Origin of the sequence: Qipengyuania qiaonensis (assembly GCF_019711515.1) — a bacterium.
GTDB lineage: Bacteria > Pseudomonadota > Alphaproteobacteria > Sphingomonadales > Sphingomonadaceae > Qipengyuania > Qipengyuania qiaonensis.
The window spans coordinates 36577-58227 of record NZ_JAIGNO010000007.1 but is presented as its reverse complement, the minus strand read 5'-3'; the positions used below and the strand labels follow the sequence as shown (position 1 = coordinate 58227).

20 protein-coding genes and 1 other RNA gene are annotated in these 21651 nt (G+C 61.3%); 6 read left to right on the top strand and 15 right to left on the bottom strand.

Annotation, left to right across the window (positions count from 1 at the left end; genetic code table 11):
- From K3174_RS11745 to K3174_RS11730, 4 genes are read right to left on the bottom strand one after another with little or no spacing between them, the layout of a single operon-like run.
- Positions 1–585 (bottom strand): ABC-type transport auxiliary lipoprotein family protein, encoded by a 585-nt coding sequence (locus K3174_RS11745; RefSeq protein WP_221558561.1) that lies wholly within the window; start codon positions 583–585, stop codon positions 1–3.
- Positions 586–596: 11 nt separating this feature from the next.
- Positions 597–1547 carry an MlaD family protein gene (locus tag K3174_RS11740; RefSeq protein WP_221558559.1) on the bottom strand — a complete coding sequence of 317 codons (951 nt, stop codon included), beginning with the start codon at positions 1545–1547 and terminating at the stop codon, positions 597–599.
- Positions 1548–1550: 3 nt separating this feature from the next.
- Positions 1551–2459: an ABC transporter ATP-binding protein gene (locus K3174_RS11735; RefSeq protein WP_221558557.1), complete on the bottom strand. Its 909-nt coding sequence runs from the start codon at positions 2457–2459 to the stop codon at positions 1551–1553.
- Positions 2459–3571: an MlaE family ABC transporter permease gene (locus K3174_RS11730; protein ID WP_221558555.1), complete on the bottom strand. Its 1113-nt coding sequence runs from the start codon at positions 3569–3571 to the stop codon at positions 2459–2461. The genes K3174_RS11735 and K3174_RS11730 overlap by 1 nt, the downstream gene beginning before the upstream one ends.
- Before the next feature lie 157 nt (positions 3572–3728).
- On the opposite strand from K3174_RS11730, the gene K3174_RS11725 reads away from it, so the two are divergent.
- Both K3174_RS11725 and K3174_RS11720 read left to right on the top strand, forming a co-directional pair.
- Positions 3729–6674 (top strand): valine--tRNA ligase, encoded by a 2946-nt coding sequence (locus tag K3174_RS11725; protein WP_221558859.1) that lies wholly within the window; start codon positions 3729–3731, stop codon positions 6672–6674.
- Positions 6675–6937: 263 nt separating this feature from the next.
- Complete coding sequence (locus K3174_RS11720) at positions 6938–7672, top strand: 7-carboxy-7-deazaguanine synthase QueE (RefSeq protein ID WP_221558553.1); 735 nt, start codon at positions 6938–6940, stop codon at positions 7670–7672.
- Here K3174_RS11720 and K3174_RS11715 read toward each other — a convergent pair.
- From K3174_RS11715 to K3174_RS11695, 5 genes are all read right to left on the bottom strand, one after another.
- Positions 7669–9633: an ATP-binding protein gene (locus K3174_RS11715; RefSeq protein ID WP_247712124.1), complete on the bottom strand. Its 1965-nt coding sequence runs from the start codon at positions 9631–9633 to the stop codon at positions 7669–7671. The two genes, K3174_RS11720 and K3174_RS11715, sit on opposite strands and share 4 nt — an antisense overlap.
- 86 nt (positions 9634–9719) lie before the next feature.
- Positions 9720–10433, bottom strand: a complete 714-nt coding sequence (locus tag K3174_RS11710) for a TIGR02186 family protein (RefSeq protein ID WP_221558855.1) — start codon at positions 10431–10433, stop codon at positions 9720–9722.
- A gap of 35 nt (positions 10434–10468) precedes the next feature.
- Positions 10469–11374, bottom strand: a complete 906-nt coding sequence (locus tag K3174_RS11705) for a sulfite exporter TauE/SafE family protein (protein ID WP_221558551.1) — start codon at positions 11372–11374, stop codon at positions 10469–10471.
- 46 nt (positions 11375–11420) lie between these two features.
- On the bottom strand, positions 11421–12554 hold the full coding sequence (locus K3174_RS11700; protein WP_221558549.1) for a hypothetical protein: 1134 nt from the start codon (positions 12552–12554) through the stop codon (positions 11421–11423).
- Positions 12547–13950, bottom strand: a complete 1404-nt coding sequence (locus tag K3174_RS11695; protein ID WP_345719639.1) for a glycosyl transferase family protein — start codon at positions 13948–13950, stop codon at positions 12547–12549. The genes K3174_RS11700 and K3174_RS11695 overlap by 8 nt, the downstream gene beginning before the upstream one ends.
- Before the next feature lie 86 nt (positions 13951–14036).
- Here K3174_RS11695 and nhaA point away from each other — a divergent pair, with 86 nt between their 5' ends.
- Complete coding sequence (nhaA, locus tag K3174_RS11690; protein ID WP_221558545.1) at positions 14037–15248, top strand: Na+/H+ antiporter NhaA; 1212 nt, start codon at positions 14037–14039, stop codon at positions 15246–15248.
- A gap of 6 nt (positions 15249–15254) precedes the next feature.
- Here nhaA and K3174_RS11685 read toward each other — a convergent pair whose 3' ends face one another.
- Positions 15255–15692 carry a VOC family protein gene (locus tag K3174_RS11685; RefSeq protein ID WP_221558540.1) on the bottom strand — a complete coding sequence of 146 codons (438 nt, stop codon included), beginning with the start codon at positions 15690–15692 and terminating at the stop codon, positions 15255–15257.
- A 111-nt stretch (positions 15693–15803) separates the two neighbouring features.
- Here K3174_RS11685 and K3174_RS11680 point away from each other — a divergent pair, with 111 nt between their 5' ends.
- Positions 15804–16523 (top strand): SIMPL domain-containing protein, encoded by a 720-nt coding sequence (locus tag K3174_RS11680; protein ID WP_221558853.1) that lies wholly within the window; start codon positions 15804–15806, stop codon positions 16521–16523.
- Positions 16524–16581: 58 nt separating this feature from the next.
- On the opposite strand, the gene K3174_RS11675 is transcribed toward K3174_RS11680, so the two are convergent.
- The gene (locus K3174_RS11675) at positions 16582–17337 is read right to left on the bottom strand and encodes a TorF family putative porin (RefSeq protein WP_221558538.1); all 756 of its coding nucleotides are present in this window, start codon (positions 17335–17337) and stop codon (positions 16582–16584) included.
- 271 nt (positions 17338–17608) lie between these two features.
- On the opposite strand from K3174_RS11675, the gene K3174_RS11670 reads away from it, so the two are divergent.
- Complete coding sequence (locus K3174_RS11670; RefSeq protein ID WP_221558536.1) at positions 17609–18409, top strand: metallophosphoesterase family protein; 801 nt, start codon at positions 17609–17611, stop codon at positions 18407–18409.
- Positions 18410–18971: 562 nt separating this feature from the next.
- Here the strand turns inward: K3174_RS11670 and rnpB are convergent.
- An RNA gene (rnpB, locus tag K3174_RS11665) (RNase P RNA component class A) lies at positions 18972–19368 on the bottom strand.
- A 248-nt stretch (positions 19369–19616) separates the two neighbouring features.
- Here rnpB and K3174_RS11660 point away from each other — a divergent pair.
- Positions 19617–20042 (top strand): hypothetical protein, encoded by a 426-nt coding sequence (locus K3174_RS11660; RefSeq protein WP_221558534.1) that lies wholly within the window; start codon positions 19617–19619, stop codon positions 20040–20042.
- Positions 20043–20060: 18 nt separating this feature from the next.
- On the opposite strand, the gene K3174_RS11655 is transcribed toward K3174_RS11660, so the two are convergent.
- From K3174_RS11655 to K3174_RS11645, 3 genes are read right to left on the bottom strand one after another with little or no spacing between them, the layout of a single operon-like run.
- Positions 20061–20615: a hypothetical protein gene (locus tag K3174_RS11655; RefSeq protein ID WP_221558532.1), complete on the bottom strand. Its 555-nt coding sequence runs from the start codon at positions 20613–20615 to the stop codon at positions 20061–20063.
- Positions 20612–21265, bottom strand: a complete 654-nt coding sequence (locus tag K3174_RS17115; RefSeq protein ID WP_221558530.1) for a JAB domain-containing protein — start codon at positions 21263–21265, stop codon at positions 20612–20614. Before K3174_RS17115 ends, K3174_RS11655 begins: the two co-directional genes overlap by 4 nt.
- Positions 21190–21627, bottom strand: a complete 438-nt coding sequence (locus K3174_RS11645; RefSeq protein WP_221558528.1) for a hypothetical protein — start codon at positions 21625–21627, stop codon at positions 21190–21192. Before K3174_RS11645 ends, K3174_RS17115 begins: the two co-directional genes overlap by 76 nt.
- Positions 21628–21651: the final 24 nt, after the last annotated feature.

The window sequence follows — 21651 nt, the reverse complement described above, 5'->3', positions numbered from 1 at the left end:
TCAGCCGACCCAGTCGGCGACCTGGCCCGCAATGTCGTTCGCCGCTTCGTTGAGCGCCGGTCCGACGAAAGCCGTCTCCGGCGCCGCAACCGGCACGCGCGCTTCGAACCTACGGGTTAGCGCGACGGAATCGCTGCCGTTGCGGACCGCGTCGAAGACGACCACGGCTTCCGCCGTACGCGCATCGTAGCCGAAGCTGCGCAGAGTTCCATACAGACGATCGGTCGCGCTCATTCCCGGGTCGCTCCCGTCCACGACGATGCGATTGGTGCGCGAACGGATGGTTTCGGCAACCAGCTGGCCGAACAGGCGCGCGGGCCGGTCCACCCAGACCGCGTCCTGAAGATAGGCGAGCTGCGTATCGGTGACCTGCACCGGCACGCGGGTAACGTCGATGGCCTTGGACGCCTCGAACTCCACGATCGCCAGCGGGTTTCCCCGTCCGGCCGACGGACCGGCACCCGCCGGTGCGGTTGCTGCCGGCGTCAGGGTCAGCAAGCTGTCGGGAGCGTCCCCGCCGAAGCTGAGGCAGCCGCCCAGCAGCAGGGCCGGAGCCAAAGCGGCAAGTTTGACGGTGCTCTTCATCTTCGGGCCCCTCACGGCTTGTAGTCGGGCAATGGCTGGCTCGACAGCAGCGAACCGGCACCCTGTTCGTCGATCTTCTCGGTCACATCGCGCAGCGCCTTGCTGGTCGCGCGCAGATCGCGCAGCGTCGCCTCGGCTGCCGGCAGGGTGCTTTCGGTCAATTGCTTCGTCGCAGGCCGTGCATCGTTCAGCGTGTCCTCGAGCGCTTTGGCCGCACCGCTGGCGGATTCGAGCGTGGCGCGCAGGTCCTTGGCGATCGCTTCGCCTTCCTGATTGAGGATGCGATCGGTCGAGGCGGTGACTTTTTCGAACTGGTCGAGCGTTTCGGCCGCTTCGCGCAAGGTAACCTGCAATTCCGCCATGGTGCGCTCCATCTGGGGCGCCGCCGCGGCGAACCCTGCGCTTGCGGCATTCGTATTGGCCAGGATCTGCGAGATTTCTTCCTGATTGCGGTCGCTCAGCAGCACCGTCAGGCGCTCGGTGAGCGTCGCCAGACGCTCCAGCAGCAAAGGCGCGCTCGCGAGTACCGCCCCGAAGCCGCCACCGGCGGTCGGCGGAATGATGGGCACCCCTTCGGTGCAGGCCGTGGTTTCGCATGAGATAGGCGGAGCACCGGTTCGCGCACCGTCGAGCGTGATGGTCGAAACCCCGGTAAAGCTGCCCTGGATCGTCGCAGTTGTGCCGACCAGGATCGGCACGCTGTTCTTCACCTTGATCCGCACGCGGACGAATTCGGGATCCTTGTCCCACAGTTCGATTTCGTTGACCTGTCCGACCGGAACGCCCGAAAAGTCCACCGAACTGCCATTGGCCAATCCCGATACGGATTGCTTGAAGAATATGTCGTATTCGTTCTGCTCGCCGCCGCCCAGCCGGGCGAGCCAGACGATAAACAGCGCGAGTGCGCCGAGAATGAGCAACGAAACTGCCCCCACCCAAACGTGATTTGCCCGCGTTTCCATGCGCTAAGCCTTATCCTTCTTCGAGTTAGCTTTGTCCAACGCTTTGACCACGTTGGCTGCGGGCGGCTTGTCCATATGCCTGCGCAGTTCGTCGAGCGCCTGCGCGGTCAGCGCCGCCCGGCCGCGCGGTCCGTTGAAATATTCCTGGATCCACGGATGGTCGAGCTCCATCAGATTGGGGACGGTATCGACCGCGATCACCTTCCTGTCTGCCAGCACGGCCACCCGATCGCAGATTTCGTGCAGCGTATCGAGATCGTGCGTGATCAGGAACACGGTCAGGCCCAGCGTCTCCTTCAACTCGCGCGTGAGATTGTCGAAAGCCGCCGCGCCGATGGGGTCGAGACCCGCGGTCGGCTCATCCAGAAACAGCAGTTCCGGATCGAGCGCCAGCGCACGGGCGAGACCGGCGCGCTTCTTCATGCCACCGGACAGCTCGCTCGGATATTTGCTGACCGCTTCTTCCGGAAGGCCTGACAGGATAGTCTTGTAGCGCGCGATTTCGTGGCGCAGCCGGGGGTCTATATTGGGGTAAAACTGCTTCAGCGGCACCTCGACGTTCTCGCCCACCGTCAGGGTCGAAAACAGCGCGCCGCCCTGAAACAGCACGCCCCAGCGATTGCGGATGCCGTCATCCTCTTCGGGATCGGTATCGAGCACCGAACGACCGAAGACGTGGATGTCCCCCTCCGCCGGAACCTGCAGCCCGATGATCGAGCGCATCAGCACCGATTTGCCCGTCCCGGAACCGCCGACCACGCCGAGGATTTCCCCACGCCGCACCTTGAGGTCGAGATCCTCGTGGACGACCTGGTCGCCAAAGCGATTGGTCAGCCCTTCGACCACGATAGGATATTCGCCGCGGAAGCGCTCGTGACGTTCCAGGTTCCGGCCGGTTTCGTCCTGCGCCATCAGCCCCACCCGACTTCGGTAAAGAAGACGGCGAAAAAGGCATCGATCACGATTACCGCGAAGATACCGGTAACCACCGCCATGGTCGTACGCAGGCCGACATCCTCCGAATTCCCCTTCACCTGCATACCGTGATAACAACCGGCCAGCGCCACGATCAGGCCGAACACAGGCGCCTTCAGCAGGCCGACCCACAGATCGTGGATCGGCACCACATCCTGAATGCGCATGAGGAAAGTCCAGAAGGGTATGTCCAACATGAACTGGCCGACCACGGCCCCGCCGATGATTGCCACCGCAGCCGAATAGAAGCCCAGCAGCGGCATCATCAGGATCGCGGCCATGATCCGGGGGACGACGAGCGCCTCCATCGGCGAGATGCCGATGGTCTGCATGGCGTCCACTTCCTCGGTCAGGCGCATGGTGCCGATCTGCGCGGCAAAGGCGCTGCCCGACCGGCCCGCCACCATGATGGCGGTCATCAGCACACCCAGTTCGCGTAGGGTCAATCGGCCGACGAGGTTCACGGTCAGCGTCTCCGCGCCGAACTGCGCCAGTTGCACGGCGCCCTGCTGCGCGATGACGACACCGATCAGGAAGCTCATCAGCCCGATGATCGGCAGCGCGGATACGCCCACCAGTTCGAGCTGACGCACCAGCGCCAGCCAGCGAAACCGCTGCGGATGGCGGATCAGGCTTCCGACGGAAAGCAGCAGGGCGCCCAGGAAGCCGACCACGCCATAGGCACCGCTGCGCGCGTTATAGACCTTCTGGCCGATCGCGTCGGGAACGCGCTCCAGCATCGGCAGGCGCGGCGCAGAGATTTCCTCTTCGGAACTCATCCCTTTCAGCGCGCCGATCAGGCGCTCCGCGCGCTCGTTCGCACCAACGATTTCCGCTCCGAAGTCACTGGAGATACTGCACGCCACCCACGCACCGACCGTGTCGATCTCGCTGACACCCGACAGATCGACCTTGCGGATCTCACCGTCCAGCGCACGCAAATCCCGCTCGACGGCTCCGATGGTGGATACCAGATAGGGGCCCGACAGAACGAGCACATTGCCGCCGTCGTCCCCATCGACCAGTTCATATTCGGCGAAACCACCCATTGGGGCAGGCTATGAGAGGAAATCGGTCGCTTGCCAAGCGCCGATCCTCGCCTCTCCAGAGGAACGTTGCATCGCACAAAAGCGGCTGGCATGGGCGGTGCTCGACATTTGGCTGCGCCAGTCGGACCAGAGCGTGAGCGTCAGCGAACAGGAAATCATGAGCACCGAGCTACCGAAAACATTCGATCCCGCCGAAATCGAGGCGCGCTGGTATGCGCATTGGGAAGATAACGGCCTGTTCCGGCCCGACCGGCCCGACCGCGAACCTTATACGATCGTCAACCCGCCGCCCAACGTTACCGGCAGCCTCCATATCGGCCATGCGCTCGACAACACGCTGCAGGACGTCATGATCCGCTACGAACGGCTGCGCGGCAAGGATGCGCTGTGGGTGGTCGGCACCGACCACGCCGGGATCGCGACGCAGATGGTCGTCGAACGCCAGCTCGAGGCACAACAGGACAAGCGCACCAATTACAGCCGCGAGGATTTCGTCGCGAAGGTGTGGGAATGGAAAGAGGAAAGCGGCGGCACGATCACCCGCCAGCTGCGACGCCTCGGTTGCTCGATGGACTGGAGCCGCGAACAGTTCACGATGGACGAGCATTTCTCGCAGGCCGTGCTTAAGACCTTCGTCGATCTTTACAACGACAAGCTGATCTATCGCGACAAGCGGCTGGTCAACTGGGACCCCAAGCTCAAGACTGCGATCTCCGATCTCGAGGTCGAAACGCAGGATGTGAAGGGCAGCTTCTGGCACTTCAAATATCCGCTCGAGGATGGCGTCACGCTCGCTGACGGACGCGACTATATCGAGGTCGCCACCACGCGCCCCGAAACCATGCTCGCCGATATGGCGGTGGCGGTCCACCCCGATGACGAGCGCTACAAGAGTGTAGTCGGCAAGCATATCGTGCTGCCGATCACCGGCCGCCGCGTGCCCATTGTGGCGGACGAGCATGCCGATCCCGAACTCGGCAGCGGCGCGGTGAAGATTACGCCGGGCCACGATTTCAACGACTTCGACGTGGGCAGGCGCGCCGGTTTCCAGGCGGGCGAAATGCTCAACATGCTCGATGGCGAGGCCAATGTCTGCCAGACCGCCGACGGACTGGTGCCGGAGGAATTTCTCGGCCTGCACCGCTTCCGGCGCGACGGCGTGGACGGCGCGCGCGAACTGGTGGTCCAGCGCCTCAAGGAACTCGGCTGCCTGATCCCGCATGTCACGAAAGACAAGGACGGCAACGAGACCGAGCACGACGCCGAACCGCGCACTATCGCCACCCCATTCGGCGACCGCGGCGGTGTGGTGATCGAACCCTGGCTGACCGACCAATGGTACGTCGACGCCGAGACACTGGCGAAGAAGCCGATCGAGGCGGTGAAGAACGGCGACGTCGAAATCGTCCCCAAGAGCTGGGAAAAGACCTTCTTCAACTGGATGGAGAACATCCAGCCTTGGTGCGTGTCACGGCAATTGTGGTGGGGTCATCGCATCCCGGCTTGGTTTGGTCCTGACGAAAAAGTCTTCGTTGCCGAGACCGAAGACGAAGCACTTGAACTCGCACGCGCGCATTATGGCCCGGACAGGGACGTTTCGGTCTGGACAAATGAGATTTCAAAGATCCTCGACGCGCATGCAAATGGTGAAACGGTTGGCTTTGTAAGTGATCCTGCCGATGAGAGCAGGGTTTTTCTTACCCGCGACGAAGACGTGCTCGACACGTGGTTCTCTTCCGCCCTCTGGCCGTCCGCAACGCTCGGCTGGCCGGGCACAAATCCCTCTCCCCTTGCGGGAGAGGGAGGAGCGCCATCAGGCGCGGAGGGTGAGGGGACGGCAGCGCAAGCTGCCGCTTACGCGGCAGACCCCTCGCCCAACCCTCTCCCGCAAGGGGAGAGGGCTTCTCTGTTCGCCAAGCACTATCCCAACAGCCTGCTAATCTCCGGCTTCGACATCCTGTTCTTCTGGGATGCGCGGATGATGATGATGGGGCAGTACAATACCGGCCAGAACCCCTGGCCCAGGCTCTACCTCCACGGCCTCGTGCGCGCGGCGGATGGGCAGAAGATGTCCAAGTCCAAGGGCAATGTCGTCGACCCGCTCGGCCTGATCGACCAGTATGGCGCGGATGCGCTGCGCTTTTTCATGGCGGCGATGGAAAGCCAGGGCCGCGACATCAAGATGGATGACAGGCGGATCGAGGGCTATCGCAACTTCGCGACCAAGCTCTGGAACGCCACGCGCTTCTGCCAGTCGAACGGTATCGGGGCGAGCACCACCATTGCCGCTCCCACAGCCAGCCACGCGGTCAACCGCTGGATCATCGGCGAGGTGATCGAAACCAGGGATACGCTCGACAAGGCGCTCGCCGAACTGCGTTTCGACGCCGCCGCAAACACGATTTACCACTTCGTCTGGGACCGGTTCTGCGACTGGTATATCGAGCTTATCAAGGGCAATTTCGACGAGGAAACCAAGGCCGTCGCCGGCTGGGCACTCGACCAGATCCTCGTCATGCTGCACCCCTTCATGCCCTTCATTACCGAAGAGCTGTGGTCGAAGCAGGGCGACCGCGCAGATTACCCGCTGATCACTGCCCAGTGGCCCGATCCGCAGGCCGAGGTCGATGCCGACGCGAAGGCGGAGATCGACTGGCTGATCGCGCTGACCAGCTCGGTGCGCACCGCCAAGAACGAACTCGGCATCGCGCCGGGCGCAAAGCTCGAAGCGTTCTGCCCGGCACCCGGTGCGCTGGCCAGATCGGTCGTGACCGCCAACGGCGCGGCGATCGAGCGGCTTGCCCGATTGACGCCGATCCACTTCGCCGAACCCCCGGCAGGCGCCGCTATGCAGATCGCAGCTGGCGAGGATGCCTTCGTGATCCCACTCGAAGGCGTCATCGATATCGACGCCGAGAAGGCTCGACTTGGCAAAGCGCTCGAAACCTCGGTCAAGGAAGCGAAATCGCTCGAAGGGCGTCTGTCGAACGCAAACTTCGTCGAACGCGCCAAGCCCGAAGCGGTCGAGAAGGCGCGCGCCGATCATGCGCACCACACCGCCGAGGTCGCCCGTCTCGAAGCCGCGCTCGCACGGCTGGGCTGACCTCGCGCGCCACCCGCTCTCCGTCGCCCCGTACTTGATCCGGGGCGACGGATGGGGTGAACGCGGGCGGCGATTTCCTACTCGGCGTGTTTGTGTCATGACCGCAGCAATGGCTCACACCCCACCCTCGCCTGCGACGCGCATCTTCAATCGACCCGGTCGATTAAACCCCACATGACTGATCGATCCGATTTTTGCCTTTGGACCGTGGTCCATGCGGTCCATGTGTTCACCACGTGCGACGAACCGTGCGGAGACTTACCGTGCCGCTAGTCCTCGCCACGCAAGCTCCCGGCGAGCCCGAGATCTTCGCAAGCGTGCAAGGCGAAGGTCCCAGTGCCGGGATGCCGTGCACCTTCGTGCGCCTGTCGCGCTGCAATCTCGCCTGCGTCTGGTGCGACACGGCCTATACCTGGCACTTCGACGGTGATGATCGCGCGCATCGCGACGGGCTCGAATACGATCGCAAGGCCAATCAGCTGACGCTGGACGAGGAGGAAGTCGCGGCGCGGATTACCGCATTGGGCCAGAAGCGCCTCGTGATCACCGGAGGCGAACCGCTGCTGCAGGCCCCTGCCCTCGCCCGCCTGCTCGATCTGCTGCCCGATGTCAGCGTCGAGATCGAAACCAACGGCACCACGAAGGCACCGACCGCGCTCGACATTCGTATCGACCAGTTCAATGTCAGCCCCAAGCTGGCGCATAGCGGCAACCCGGCAGAGCTCGCATTGCTGCCCGAACAGCTTGACGCCTACGCCACCGATCCGCGGGCATGGTTCAAGTTCGTGATCGCCGGACCGTCGGACGTCGACGAGGCTCTGGCCCTGCGCGATCGCTATCGCTTCAGGCCCGGCCACGTCTTCCTGATGCCCGAAGGCACCGACAGCGAAACGCTGCGCGCCCGCGAGAAATGGCTCGCCCCCCTATGCGTCGAACACGGTTTCCGGCTGAGCGACCGCCTGCATATCCACCTGTTCGGCGATACGAGAGGGACCTAACCCTGCGACCGCCAACGCTGCACGGTGCGCTGGACGATGTCCTCTTCGCCGCCGGTCTTGTTCCATAGCTCGACGAAGCTGGGGTCTTCAGAAGCCGGGCGCTTCGATTCCTCGAGATTGTCGAAACTCACGCGGATGGGGATGGCCACGCCCTCGCCGCAGATGATGCATTCGCGGTTGCGCAGGGCCGGGATGGCATCGAGGAAACCGCGCGCGCCTTCGGGCATCGCCGCGCGGACGAATTCCTGGTCGCGATCGTTGTTGAGGCGCATCGAGATGATCGTGCCGCATTGCGACAGCACGCCTTCGGCAAGATCGGACGGACGCTGCGTGATCAGGCCGAGCGAGATGCCGTATTTACGGCCCTCCTTGGCGATACGGCTGAGGATCGTGCCGACCGAGTTGCCATCGGCATTCTTCTCGTTCGGCACGTAACGGTGCGCCTCTTCGCAGACGAGCAGGATCGGCGAAGTGCGTTCCTCACGGCCCCAGATGGCGAAGTCGAACACCAGCCGGCTGAGTACGGCGACGACGGTGGAGGTGATGTCCGACGGAACGCCCGACACGTCGATGATCGCGATCGGCTTGCCGTTCGAAGGCATGCGGAAGATCTTCGCGATGAAGTTCGCCATCGTATCGGCGACGAGCATGCCCGAGAACATGAACTGGTAGCGCGGATCGCCCTTGATCTCGTCGAGCTTGTTCTTGATCCGCATATAGGGCGCGGAGGTCGTCGATTTGTCGAGCTTGCCCATCGCGTCCTGGATCTCGTTCGACAGGTCGGACAGCAGATAGGGGATTGGCGAATCGACGGTGATCTTGCCCATGCTTTCGGCAAGGCGGCTCTTCTGCCGCGCCTTGAGCAGGCACTTTGCCAGAATATCCGCATCGACCTGCCGTTCATTGCCGTTGCTCGTGAGCAGCACTTCGCAATGCTCCTCGAAATTCATGATCCAGTACGGCATCTGCAGGTTCGATACGTCGAGAATGACCCCGGTATTCCGAAACGCGGACGAGTATTCGCCATGCGGGTCGATCATCACGATATGACCTTCGGGCGCTGCTTCGCATATCCGGTGCAGGATCAGCGCGGCGCTGGTGGATTTGCCGGTACCGGTCGAACCCAGCAGCGCGAAATGCTTGCCGAGCATGGCGTCGACATAGAGCCCCGCGCGAATGTCCTTGGTCGGATAGACCTTGCCGATCGTGACTGCGCTGCGGCCGTCGCTGGCGTAGACCTGCTTCAGATCCTGCGTCGTACAGGGATAGACCAGTGCGCCTGGAACCGGATAGCGGGTAACACCGCGGCGGAAGCCGTGCAGTTTCCCGGTCAGCTTTTCCTCGATCCCTTCGCCCAGGAAATCGATATCGGCGAGAATGGAACCCGCCTTGCGGTCCTGGCGCTGATTGCGGACACTGGCGAGCAGCCAGTTGTCGCCGACGCGAATCTTGATCTGGGAGCCGACCTGACCGGCCATCGCGATCGAGGGGTCGGGGTCTTCGCCACATTCGTTCAGACGCTGCAAATCGATGGCGATCATCGATCCCGATCCCGCGATTTCGAGCACGACGCCCACCGGCTGGGTCGCGTTTTCGCTGGCCGCTGCGGCTTCGTCCTGCTGGTTCGCCGTCTCGACCGGTGACGGCTTGGCTGCAAGATCCGACGGGCGCGGCGGTGCATCGCCGAGTGCAGGGGTCGGCCTGTCGGCGAGCGGCTCTGCAGCAGAGCGATCCACCTCGGTCCACTGGGAATCCGAAGCCGGCTGACTGGTTTCCCCAATGGCTTGCGGCTGAGGAACATAGCCTGACGGAGATATGGACGGCGAGGCTTGCTCCGCACTGCGGCGTATCCGGTCGCGCAAGGAGTTGCTGCGCGCCTGTGGCGGCTCGGCGCCGTCTTCCTTGGACGGATCGAAAGTACGAAAGTTCGTATTGCCCATGTCGTTCATCGGTCTGGCCATGCCCCATGTAACGCGCACCCGACGTGCCCGTACATCGCCTGCCCGAAAGTACTTAAGATGTGGTCAACAACGCCGTCCTGGAACGTTCACATCAGTGCGAACAGGCGGCCGGCGGCCCAGCCCATCCCGACCGCCAGGGCCACGGCCAGCAAGCCGTAGACGAGCGCCCATTCCTGAGAATAATCCGCCACAATCCGTTCGAACCCGACCTTCTTCACCTCCACCTCCGCCAACGCTGAAGCGATGACCCGTCCATCGCGGACGGCAAAGGTCTCCGCCGTATAGGCGCCAGTCGACACGTTCGAAGGGAGCGAAATACGCGACTGGTAGAGGACCTGTTCGCTGATCTGAACGCCGGAAAAATCCTGCTTGTAGAGCTGCTGTCGGGTCTTGAGATCGACCAGCCCGGTCTTGAAGCGCGCCTGTTCTTCCGGGTCGATCGCACCACTGGGCGACAACTGGATGTAATCGGTTCCGAATTCATAGATTGCGGCAGTCTTCTCATCGACGATCTCGGCGATGGGGCGCGACGAGGCAACGGCGAAAAAGGATGGCACCGATCGGAAATCGCTGCTCGCAGCGTTGATCCACACACCCACAAAGCGCTCTTTCTCCCGCAGCCGGACTGGTTCGGAAGGTCCCTTGAGCACGACCACGATATCGTAGCCGCTACCGGCCGCCCGGCCCGCGGGGTCGAGAACTGCGCCGAACAGCAGCAGTTCGGTGCCCGTGAACCCCTGTCGCACCTGAACCTCGTGCTGGCTGACTTCCGGAACGAGAATGGGATCGCGCTGTCCCATGAGCGCGAAGGCGAACAGCACGAGTAGCCATGCCCTCACAGCGGATACAACGTGTAGATTTCATCGGGCTTGTAGAACAGGCCCAGAAACATGCGGAAAGCCACCAGCAAGACCGTTGCAGCGAGGATCAGACGCAGGATCTCCGGCTTGGCCTTGACCGCGATCTGCGAACCGATCTGTGCACCGGTTACCGAGCCGAGCAAGAGCAGGAAAACCAGCACGATATCGACCGCCTTGGTGGTGAGCGAATGCATGATCGTGGTCGCCATGGTCACGAACAGGATGTTGTAGAGCGACGTGCCCACGACGACATTGGCGCTCATGCCGAGTATGTAGAGCATGGCCGGAACCAGGATGAAGCCGCCGCCCACCCCCATCAACATCGTCAGAACGCCCACCGCGATGCCCACGACCAGCGGTGCCAGCGGAGAAATGTAGAGGCCGGAACGATAGAACCGCCAGCGCATCGGCAAACTGGCGACCAGCGGATGATGCCGCCGTCGCGCTGCCTGGGTGTTCCCCGTTCCGCGGATCGTCTGCACCGCCTCGCGGGCCATCAGCGTTCCGATCGTTCCGAGCAGGATGACGTAGAGCGCGCTGATCACAACATCGATCTGCCCGATCGAACGGAAGAAGCGAAACAGCAGCGCTCCGAAGCCGGAGCCGATGATGCCGCCCGCAACCATCACTATTCCCATGCGGTAGTCGACACCGCCACGTCCACCATGCGCCAACACGCCGGTGACGCTGGCACCGGTCACCTGGGTCGAGGCCGAGGCCGCCGCCACTGTCGGGGGAATGCCGTAGAAGATCAGCAGAGGCGTGGTCAGAAAACCCCCGCCAACGCCGAACAGTCCCGAGAGGATCCCCGTCAAAGCTCCCAGCGCGACTATCCAAAGTCCATTTACGGACAGGTTCGCGATGGGGAGATAGACGTCCATTCCTGCGCCCTATCGCAGCGTGCGGATGGATAAAAGCCGAACTGTGTCAGAAGCCGGTCGAAAGAGTCAGAACGCCGCTGTTGCCCGGCGCAGCGTTGCCCGCGGCACGTATGCGATACCCGGCCTCAAGTCTTACAGCGGCCTTGCCGGCAACCATGTTCACGGTGACAGCCGGTCCTACATCGAACCGCGATGCCCCTTTCTGGGCGCCGCCCCACATACCGGTGCCTACGGCCAGGCTGGCCGTCCCCAATCTCATCGCTTCGCGCTCGGCAACGACCGCTCCGTCGGCAAATGGTGTGGCAAAATCGCCACCGACATACCCTGCCTGGCCATAGCCGCGTGCGGACAGGTCCAGAGGCAGCGTCACTCGATCGAACCCTCCCGCCACGAACGCGGCGGGGCGAATCTCTGTTGCTCCCTCCCGATCGGTAAGGCGCGCTTCGACATGAATATCGACAGGGACATGTTTCAGTGGGCGCACCCGCAAACCCAATGCGCCATCGGTCTGTCCGTTCGAGCCCATCGCTCGATTTGCCCGGAAATACGCCGCCGGCTGCAACCGGCTGGCAGGCGCGAGCCGATAGGCAAGGACGGCGCCAACCTGACTGCCTCCGTAGCTTGCCGGCAACGTCCCGCCATCCGTCTGCGTGGGAGCGCCTTCGCGAAGCACCAGCCAAGCATCGACACGCCAATCCGATATGTGCAACCCCGGTATCGACGGGACCATCGCACCTTCTCCCGGTATCGTTCGAAAGCTTGCGCTGATCGGTCGATCGTCGGGAGACGCAACGGAGACTGACGCGCAGTCGCCGATACAACCGTCCATGCCGCGCGCTGCGTGTTTCACCACGAAGGACAATCCATCATTCTCGTACCGGGAGGGCCCCGAAGCCGGACCGACGCGTGGCCGTTTGAGGTGGCTCAGGGCCAATATGTGGGCCTGTTCTGGCAACGCATTCCGGGAAAGCGCCGTTTGCAGCTCGCTGTTTGCTGCCTTGTGCGGGACCGGAGATGCTGCACCGGCTCCTTCTCCAACCAGCATAAATGGCTGGGACAGGATTTCCGTCTCCATCCAGGGATTTTGCCAGGTCAGGATACGCAGCAAGAACCACCCGGCAGCGAGCAGGCCAAGAAACAGGACCGGCTGGCCCTGCCGTTGAGCGATCAGATTATGCACCGAGGTTTTGGTTCGCGTGGAGTAACGCCGGGTGATCGAAATGCTCCGTCTTGTCCCAGATGACCGGAGCACCGCGCAGGGTTTTGATATAGGCTACAAGAGCCCGCCGCGCGGCCATGATCGTGATGATGTTGGATACCAGAGTTCGGGGAATTGCCATCAATCCCTCACGCCAGCCATATTCGCGCGCTGTGAAACAGGCCCGCGCGACGAGGCGCATAACCAGCCCAATCAGATTGATCCAGAGCAGGATCGAAAGCAGCGGCGAGGATGGCGGGAGCGCGACAAGACCCAAAACATCGATTATGATCGAAATCGCTCCGAACCCCAGCAAAAGATAGGCGATGACGAGCAGGATCGCAGCCAGCGGCCCTCTACGATCACGCAATTGCATCCACATTTCGACAGGTTCAGCTTCCCAACCCAGCCGGTCCCATCCCTGAAGGGCGATGCCGTGTATCCAGCGCGTCTTCTGGCGCACCGATTCGTCGAGGCCGGTAGGAAAGAATGCTCGCGTTGCGATCAGGCGTCCGTCGGCAGTGCGAACGCGCAGAAACCGCCCTTTCCCACCGGCCTTCGCGATCTTGAGGCCCAGTTCGTAATCCTCGGTAAGCGACTCCCGAGCGAAAGGATCGCCGCCATGGTCGTCGGCCAACTTTGCCAGCGAGCTGCGCGCGATGGCGCAGCCCACCCCCGCACCGGGGATCGCCGCGCCGAGAGCGTCCCGAACCACCAGGGCTTTCCCGTGCGATTCCGCAAATTCGTCCGAGTAATGCGAACCGACCCAGAGGGAGCGCCGCTGCGGTAGTGCAAGTACCGGCAACTGCACGAACTGGGCCTGCCACATGGCCCTATCAAGCAACACCAACGCTGCCGGATCGACCATGTCCTCCGCATCGTGGAGTACAACCATACTCGCCTTCACCCCCGAACGCAGCTCGTCATCGACAAGCGCCCGGTACAATCGGTTAAGGCAGTCCGCTTTCGAGGTTGGCCCATCCTTGCCATGCACGACGAGGCGCACGCGCGGATCGCCCCTGACCGCTGCGATGACAGCGGCCATGGTTGCCGGGTCGTTGCGATAACAGCCGACGTAGACGGTAAGTTCGCTTTGCGGCCAAACGTCGAGCATGTGGACGAGCGTCGGCCCGATCACGCCTTCCTCGCGCCAGGCCGCGATAAATACAGCGGCTCTCCCGGCAAGGCTTGTCACCGCGTCGGGATCGCCTTCTTCGAGACGCCAGGTCCGGATGCGCCCGCTGATACGATACCACACGTAGGTGCAATCGATCGCCAATTCGTCGACAATGCCGAGCGCAAAAAAGGCAGCTGTAAACAACAGCAACTCGTGCTGCACGAGCACGAACCATTCCGCGATGGAAAACGACCCCAACACCAAGCGGCAACCCCCTACCTGGCGCGATAACCTCGACTTACTAGGCTTGCAACATAAGGTATTTTACGGAAGAGAGCGTCCCCAAGATGAACGATCGCCCTTCAGCATTTCGCCTCGTATTTGCCCCCGTCCGCGCGCTTTTCGTAAGCGACGCTTCGGCTGGCATCCTGCTCATCCTGGTGGCCGTAGCAGCCATGCTAGCTGCCAATTCGCCCCTTGCCGGCGAATACGAGCAGCTATTCTATGGCGAATTGCCCTGGACGCCCATTTCCAAGCTCGACGATCTGCATTTGTGGATCAATGACGGACTGATGGCGGTCTTTTTCTTCGTCGTCGGGCTCGAGGTGAAGCGTGAGTGGATCGAAGGGCAATTGTCGAGTGCGCAATCGCGCCGCCTGCCCATTCTTGCAGCCGCCGCCGGGATGGCCATCCCCGCCCTGGTCTATGTGGGCGTCGTAGGCGAGAATTCGGAGCTTTTGCGCGGTTGGGCCATTCCGGCCGCTACGGACATCGCCTTCGCGATGGGCGTACTTGGGCTGCTGGGCAATCGCTGCCCCGCCTCGCTTCGCTTGTTCCTGCTTACCGTGGCCATCGTCGACGATATCGGTGCCGTGCTGGTGATCGCGCTGTTCTACACCGCGCAAATCAAGCTCGTCTGGCTTGCCGCCGCAGGTGCGGTTGTCGTGGCGATGATGGCACTGAACAGGATGCGGGTGGCAAAATACTGGCCCTACATTCTGCTCGCACTGGTGCTGTGGTACTTCGTTTTGAATTCCGGAATTCACGCCACGATCGCGGGCGTCGTTGCAGCCTTGTGCATTCCGATGGTCGGCCCCGATGACGAAACCATGGTCGAGCGTATGGAACACGGCCTGGCTCCCTGGAGCGCCTATTTTATCGTACCCGTGTTCGGGTTTGCCAATGCCGGTGTACCGTTGGCCGGGATGGGCGTGGAACAGATCTTCGCACCTTTGCCTCTGGCAATTGCAGCCGGCCTGTTCCTGGGCAAACAGATTGGCATATTCTTTGCGATCTTCGTGGCCGACAAGGTCGGCTTCGCGCCTCGCCCCGACCAGGCAAGCTGGCCCGAAATTTGGGGCGTTTCGATTCTGTGCGGGATCGGCTTCACCATGTCGCTATTCATCAGCGGATTGGCCTTTGCCGAACAGCAGTTACTGATCAACGAGGCCAAGATCGGCATTCTGCTGGGATCGCTGATCTCCGCCGTCGCCGGTTACACGATTTTGCGCATGTCGGCTCCCCACCCCAACGATTCGCGCTCGCCCTATATCGACTGAGGCCGGTTACCAGCTACCGGTGTTTTCCATACTTGCCCACGGTTCTCGCGGCTCCAAATAGCCGTCCTGCAATAGCTCGATCGAGATGCCGTCAGGGGTCCTGACGAACGCCATGTGCCCATCGCGCGGCGGGCGGTTGATGATATGCCCAGCATCCATGATCGCCTGGCATGTATCGTAGATGTTCTCGACCCGATAGGCGAGATGGCCGAAATTGCGGCCGCCATCGTATTCTTCCGGCTCGCTGCCGTCTTCGGGCGGCCAGTTATAGGTGAGTTCCACCTCGGCCACGCCCTCTTCGCCGGGGGCCGCAAGGAATATCAGCGTGAAGCGCCCTTTCTCGTTGTCGAACCTGCGGACTTCCTCAAGGCCGACCAGCTTCAGAAATTCGACGGTTGCCGCAGGGTCTGCAACGCGGATCATGCTGTGCAGATATTTTACCAAAGCAAACTCCATTTATCGTCATTAAAGCACGGTTCATCGCTATCGCGATATTGCCGCCTTTGAGGTTGCCTTGAACTAAGGAGTGCCCACATGTCCGACAACCCTGCACCCATGCCGCATACGAATGATCGAACGGGCACACGCGGGTGGATTATCAGTGCCAGCATTATCGCCGTTGGCCTCGTCATTGGCGGCTTCCTGCTGGGCGACGGGCTCGTCCGCATGAAAGCGGCGGAGCGCTCGGTCACGGTACGCGGCCTCGCCGAACGGGAGGTGACTGCCGACCTGGCTACGTGGACGCTATCCTTCGCCTCGACGGCCACCGATCTGCAAACCGCGCAGGCGAACACCGACCGTGACGCTGTTGCCGTAAGGGAGTTTTTCGACACGCTCGGCTTTCCGGACAGCGCACTGACGCCCGCCGGCGTCAATGTCTCGAACTACACCGACGACGGGACGGTTTTCTACACGGTTCGTCAACGCGTTGTGCTGAGGACGAGGGATATAGAGCGCGCCCAGCAGGCTGCGCGGCGTCAGGCGGAACTGGTGCGCCGGGGCGTAGTACTCGAGGATGGTTCGGGTATCAGCTACACCTTCACCGGGCTAAATGCCGTCAAACCGGAGATGGTAGCGGAGGCGACGAAGGATGCTCGCGCAGCCGCCGAACAGTTCGCTAAAGACAGCGGCGCCAATGTCGGAAGCATCCGCAACGCTACCCAGGGCTATTTCTCCATCGACGCGCGCGATGGTGAAGCTGGCGGATGGGGCGTGGGAGACACGCCGTTCAAAAAGGTTCGTGTGGTCACCACGATAGACTTTGCGCTCGATTGATTGCGAAGGGGGCGCGCCGCCGCAGCAGCGCACCCCCAGCATTTCCGTGAGTAAGCTCTCAGAAGCTAGCGGAAATCGTGCCCACGATGGCGTCGTCTGTGAAACCGTCGATCGAAGGCCCTTCGACACCGATATAGGCTACACCGATCTCGAAGTTGCCCTTTGCCACGCTAGCGCCGATCGACCAGTCGAGTCCGGTGTCGTCGGTAGTTCCCGCGAGAAACGGCGGTGCGAGCGATCCATCCGTGTATCCGAGGTGGCCGGAGAGCGAGATGGGCGTATCCGGGATGCCAAAACCGAGATCGGTGTAGAGATAAAGATTGTCATCGCCGCCCAGCGAGTCCTGCTTGGGAGCATATGCCACGCCGAAGGTCGCGTCTGCCGGACCCAGAGTTGTGCTCACCGACGCGTATGGCTCGATGTAATCCGTATCGAGGCCCAGATCTTCGGTCGGGTAGAGGTAATACAATATGCCGATATCGACGCTGACCGCATCGGTCAGGCTGCCGCTCCAGCCCCCGTAAATATCAAGTTCGAGATCGCCGTAAGACGGGCCACCTTTGATAGACGAAGCCCATGTACCGATATAGAAACCGCTATCGTGGGCCAAATCGAAACCACCCTGCAAAGCCGGATCGCCGCCCGAAAGCGACACTCCGCGAAAGCGATAGTCGGTTGTCAACGCCACGTTGGCGGAAGCTGTGAAACCGCTATCGGCCCCTTCATCTTCCGACTGGGCCATAGCTGGGCTTGCGATTGAGAGGCCCGCAGCGGCGAGCGATACGGCCATGAGGCCGCGAAAGGACGTTAGCATTACAAACTCCTGTACGAGTGTCGCTTCGTCCCACCTGCGAATCCGTTGGGGCCACTTTATTAGGCTCCTCATCCGGATACAGTCATAAACCTGCACAAAATGGCCTCTTTACGCAAGATCGCGCCAAGAGTTTTTCGCATATGCAGCAAAAGATGTGCTTTTCACGCAACTGCAATATTATCGGCACTGGAGCGTTTGTTGCCCCCTTGGTCGCAAGCGCGTATCTCCGCGTCAGTCTTCCGCTTCAGGTCGCAGGTTATCGTAGAATACCATGATAAAACTCGCGAAACTCTTCAAGAAGGACGGCAAGGCCAAGCGTCGACCGCGGGTGCCGGAAGGCGAACGGTTCTATGTCATCGGCGATATTCACGGTCGTTGCGATCTGTTCGACGCTCTTATCGCGGCTATCGAGAAAGACGATCGGAAGGCTGGTCAAGCCGATAGCACGGTGGTGCTGCTGGGAGATCTGGTGGATCGCGGTCCGGAAAGCGCCCGGGTGATAGAAACCGCGCGCAAGTGGGGTAAGCGCCGCCGCGTTCGCTACATCTCTGGAAATCATGAGGAAATGTTCCTCGAGAGTTTTGGCGACAAGGAAATGCTGCGTCATTTCCTCAAGCACGGTGGTCGCGAAACGTTACTAAGCTACGGTATCAAACGAAAACGCTATAACGAGCTGACGATAAAGGAACTCCAGATCGAACTTAACGAGCTCGTCCCCAAGAAGCACCGCAAGTTTCTCCAAGACATGGAAGACATCGTGATCGCGGGTGATTACGTCTTCGTGCATGCGGGCATCAATCCCAAGCGCCGTCTGGAAGATCAGAAAAAGTCGGACCTGCGCTGGATACGCGAACGGTTCCTCAGGCATCGCGAACCGTTCAGCCATGTCGTTGTTCACGGACACACGATCTTCGAAGAGATAGAACATAACAGCAATCGTATCGGCATCGATACCGGCGCGTTCCGAACGGGCAACCTTACCGCGCTGGTCCTGGAAGGCGATAAACGCAGGATAATTCAGGCTCAGGACCAAACCGGCACGATCACCATCGTGCACCGTGAGTTCCAGTGACAGTCGTATTGCTTTATCTGTCGAGCATGGTTTTCGGGAACCGCTTGTACATGCCCGTGCTTGTCCAATGCAGCTATATCGAAGGAGTTTCCTGATTGTCGCTCGATCATTCGGAAGGGCTGGATAATCCGGCAGCAAAGTGGACTGTCGTCGCTACTATGGTGGCGCTAGTTCTGCTCGTCGGCATTTCCATCTGGGCAGCCTTCTCGATCCGGCTCGATACTTTTGCCCGCTTCGACAAGAGTAGCGACAGGATACACATACGCGGTACGGAAACGAAATTCGTTGGTCGGGCTACCGGTAGCTATTCCGGACATGAAGTATTGATCGAAGGGCTTCCGACGATCGAGCAGCTTCAGGAATTGCCGATTGCCTGGCGCGCATTGTGCGTCGTTCGCGACGATCCGCGAACCGATTGGAGCAGGGCCGATCCGATGATGAAGGTACACCTTCATTCCGAAGAAATGAATGAAGCCTGCCGCCCGTTCGAGGGGATGGAGGTCGACGGCCAGATTCTCCCCGAGAAAGAACCCGCCCCGTCATTGCTGCCCGATGCGGAAGATATGCCAGGGGGCCTGTAAGCCGGGTTCTGTCCTGCACGCGGTATGCTTGCACACCAGCCGCGCAGAGGCAGCCATTCGTCTAGGCCACGGATTGCTCCGCGGCTCCAGCAGCCAACCCGGGCGGTCGATGCGAAACGCACCAGCTGTCTCCAGCGCGCCGCCCCTATTCGGCCTTGCTCCGGGTGGGGTTTGCCATGCGGGCCGCGTTGCCGAAGCCCCGGTGCGCTCTTACCGCACCCTTTCACCCTTGCCTGAGCCTGCGAACAGGTCATCGGCGGTATACTCTCTGTGGCACTTTCCCTCGGCTTGCGCCGGGCGGGCGTTACCCGCCACCCTTGTTTCGTGGAGCCCGGACTTTCCTCGTACCTTACGGCACGCAGCTGCCCGGCCCCCTGGCGTCGCGCTTGATAAGTCAGATCGGATGTTTTGCCAAGAAAGCAATGTAACCGGTTAGCATCTGCAATTGTCAGCCAGCCCGCCCATCGGGAATAGTGCGTAACCTATTGCAAGTTAAGTCAAACCCATCCTTGCGCATTGCAGATCTGTTGGGACGGCGAGCAGGATGGCGGGACTAGAAGCTCAAGAACGCCCCATCTTGACTTCGCAACGATACGACTCTCTTTAGCAATTTAAGGAGATGGAGCTTGGACACCTCACCCCGCATTCCGTGGTACGAAGAACTCGACGAATTTCTAACTCGGTGCGAAGAACCGCCGGCCCCAACCGGCGACCATTCGCATGCAATGGTTCTGCAGTTGTTCGATCTACTCCACCAAGCGCCGGATTCCATGAGGCAACATTTCGAGCCACCTGCCGATGCTGTCGCCAAGCCCCTGTTCGAAAGCAGAGCCCTCGAACAAATTCTTTTGCTCACCACCGAACGGGTGGGCACAATGACCTCGCGTTCGCAATCGGGCTACGCCATTGCTACAGTGGCGCTTCCCGAACTCGGCATTGAAAAGACCTTCTCGAGCGAGAATTGCCTGGCACTCGCAATGACGGGTGCCATCGCAGCCGCAGCACTCGCGATCATCGCCGACGAGCCCTATCAGCGCTTCGTCGGCAATTAGCCTGATCGAGAAAGCGCTTTAGTCATTTGTCGCCGCCATATTGGCGCGGTGCATTGCGACCGCGCCAAGACTTATTTTCAGTTCCCGTGCGATCCGCTCGTTCAGGCGGCTGTCGCTGACCGGCATGCAGGCTGCGCTGGCGAAATTTTCGTCCGATCGCGTCGCTACGAAGTTGCGCATCGCCTCTTCGACGATCTGCTTTCCCTTGACCGAAAGGACCAGGTTCGGGTTTTCCGCTTTGCGCAGATTGCCGTTAAAAACGACGATGGCATCCTCGACCAACGTCGCGACGCATTGCAAGCCAGAGGAACGCGAAACACCTGCAACACGGCAACAGCCGGCCAGGCTGGCAGATCTTCCATTCGCATGTGTCACGAACAGGTAGATCAGCATGCCCCACATCGGCTCGTCAAATAGCTTGCTGGACGTGGGCAACCCGGCGCTGTCGTCGCTGTTGACCATCAATTCTGCGGTGTCGCTCGCGCGAACGGAGCGAAGAGATCGCTCCCACTCGGCAAAGGAGATCAGCTTTGCGGCGATACAGCGGTCAAGGGCCCGTTCTACCGGCGTCATATCAGCCCTCTGCCACGCATGCTCACCACTTGGCCGCGTCCAACAACGAGGTGGTCGATGAGCATGACGCCCAAACGCTCGGCCTGAGAGATGATCTCCCTGGTCTGGCTGATATCTGAAGCGCTGGGCTCCGCGCTGCCGGAGGGATGATTGTGAGCGATGAGCATGCGGCGGGCATCGAGCGAAAGAGCGCGACCGAATAAGATGCGGGGAGAAACATGAATTCGCCCCTCCAGGCCATCGGCGATAACCTCTTCGGAAATTACGAAACCCGCATCGTCGGCGAATATGGCGATCATGCGCTCACGGCCGAGCCCTCCCATAGTCTCGAGCAGATAGCGATCGAGCGCCCTGCGATCGCCGCCGAGCCGTGTCCGCACGACCTCTTCGCGCGCGCCGTCATGCAGAAGTTGCCGCACCGCCAGGAGAGCTTCCACCCATGGCTCCCCCCGGGTGGCGCACTGGCGCAGATCGGCCTCGCTGGCATAGGTTATCGCACTAAGCGATCCGAACCGGCTCAGCAGCCGATCGGCAAGTTCTTTAGGTTCGGTCGAAAGCGGCGCCAGCAGCCCAGTCAGGTGGTGACGGTGCTTTTCATTCGTCGGTAGTGCGCCAATGTTCCCAGACCCGTGATGATCAGTGCCAGCCACACCGGCCAGCGCTCCATAATGGCGTAGACAATCGGTTCTAGGGGCAGGTTCGCTGCGCGGAGCAAGTGCGAGACCACGGCGATGAATTGCGCCGAGCTTACCCATAGGGTCCACCAGCGATCGAATGACAGCGCCACCGCAGTGACTGCGACCAATGCAACAATGTCGGCAACGAAACGGAAGATCTGGAGTTCACCATAGCCTTCCTGACTCCACTGCCCGGTGGCAAGCCAGCGTGCGATGCCCGAAGAGACCAGAAGGAAGTAAATTGTGGCAACATAGCGTTCAGGCCTTCCGCCCCTGCTCCAAGCAAAGGCGAGAACCGCGAGCGTGAGTGCCACCTGGATAAAGAACCGGGTCATTGCTCATGCTCTTGGCCCCTCGCC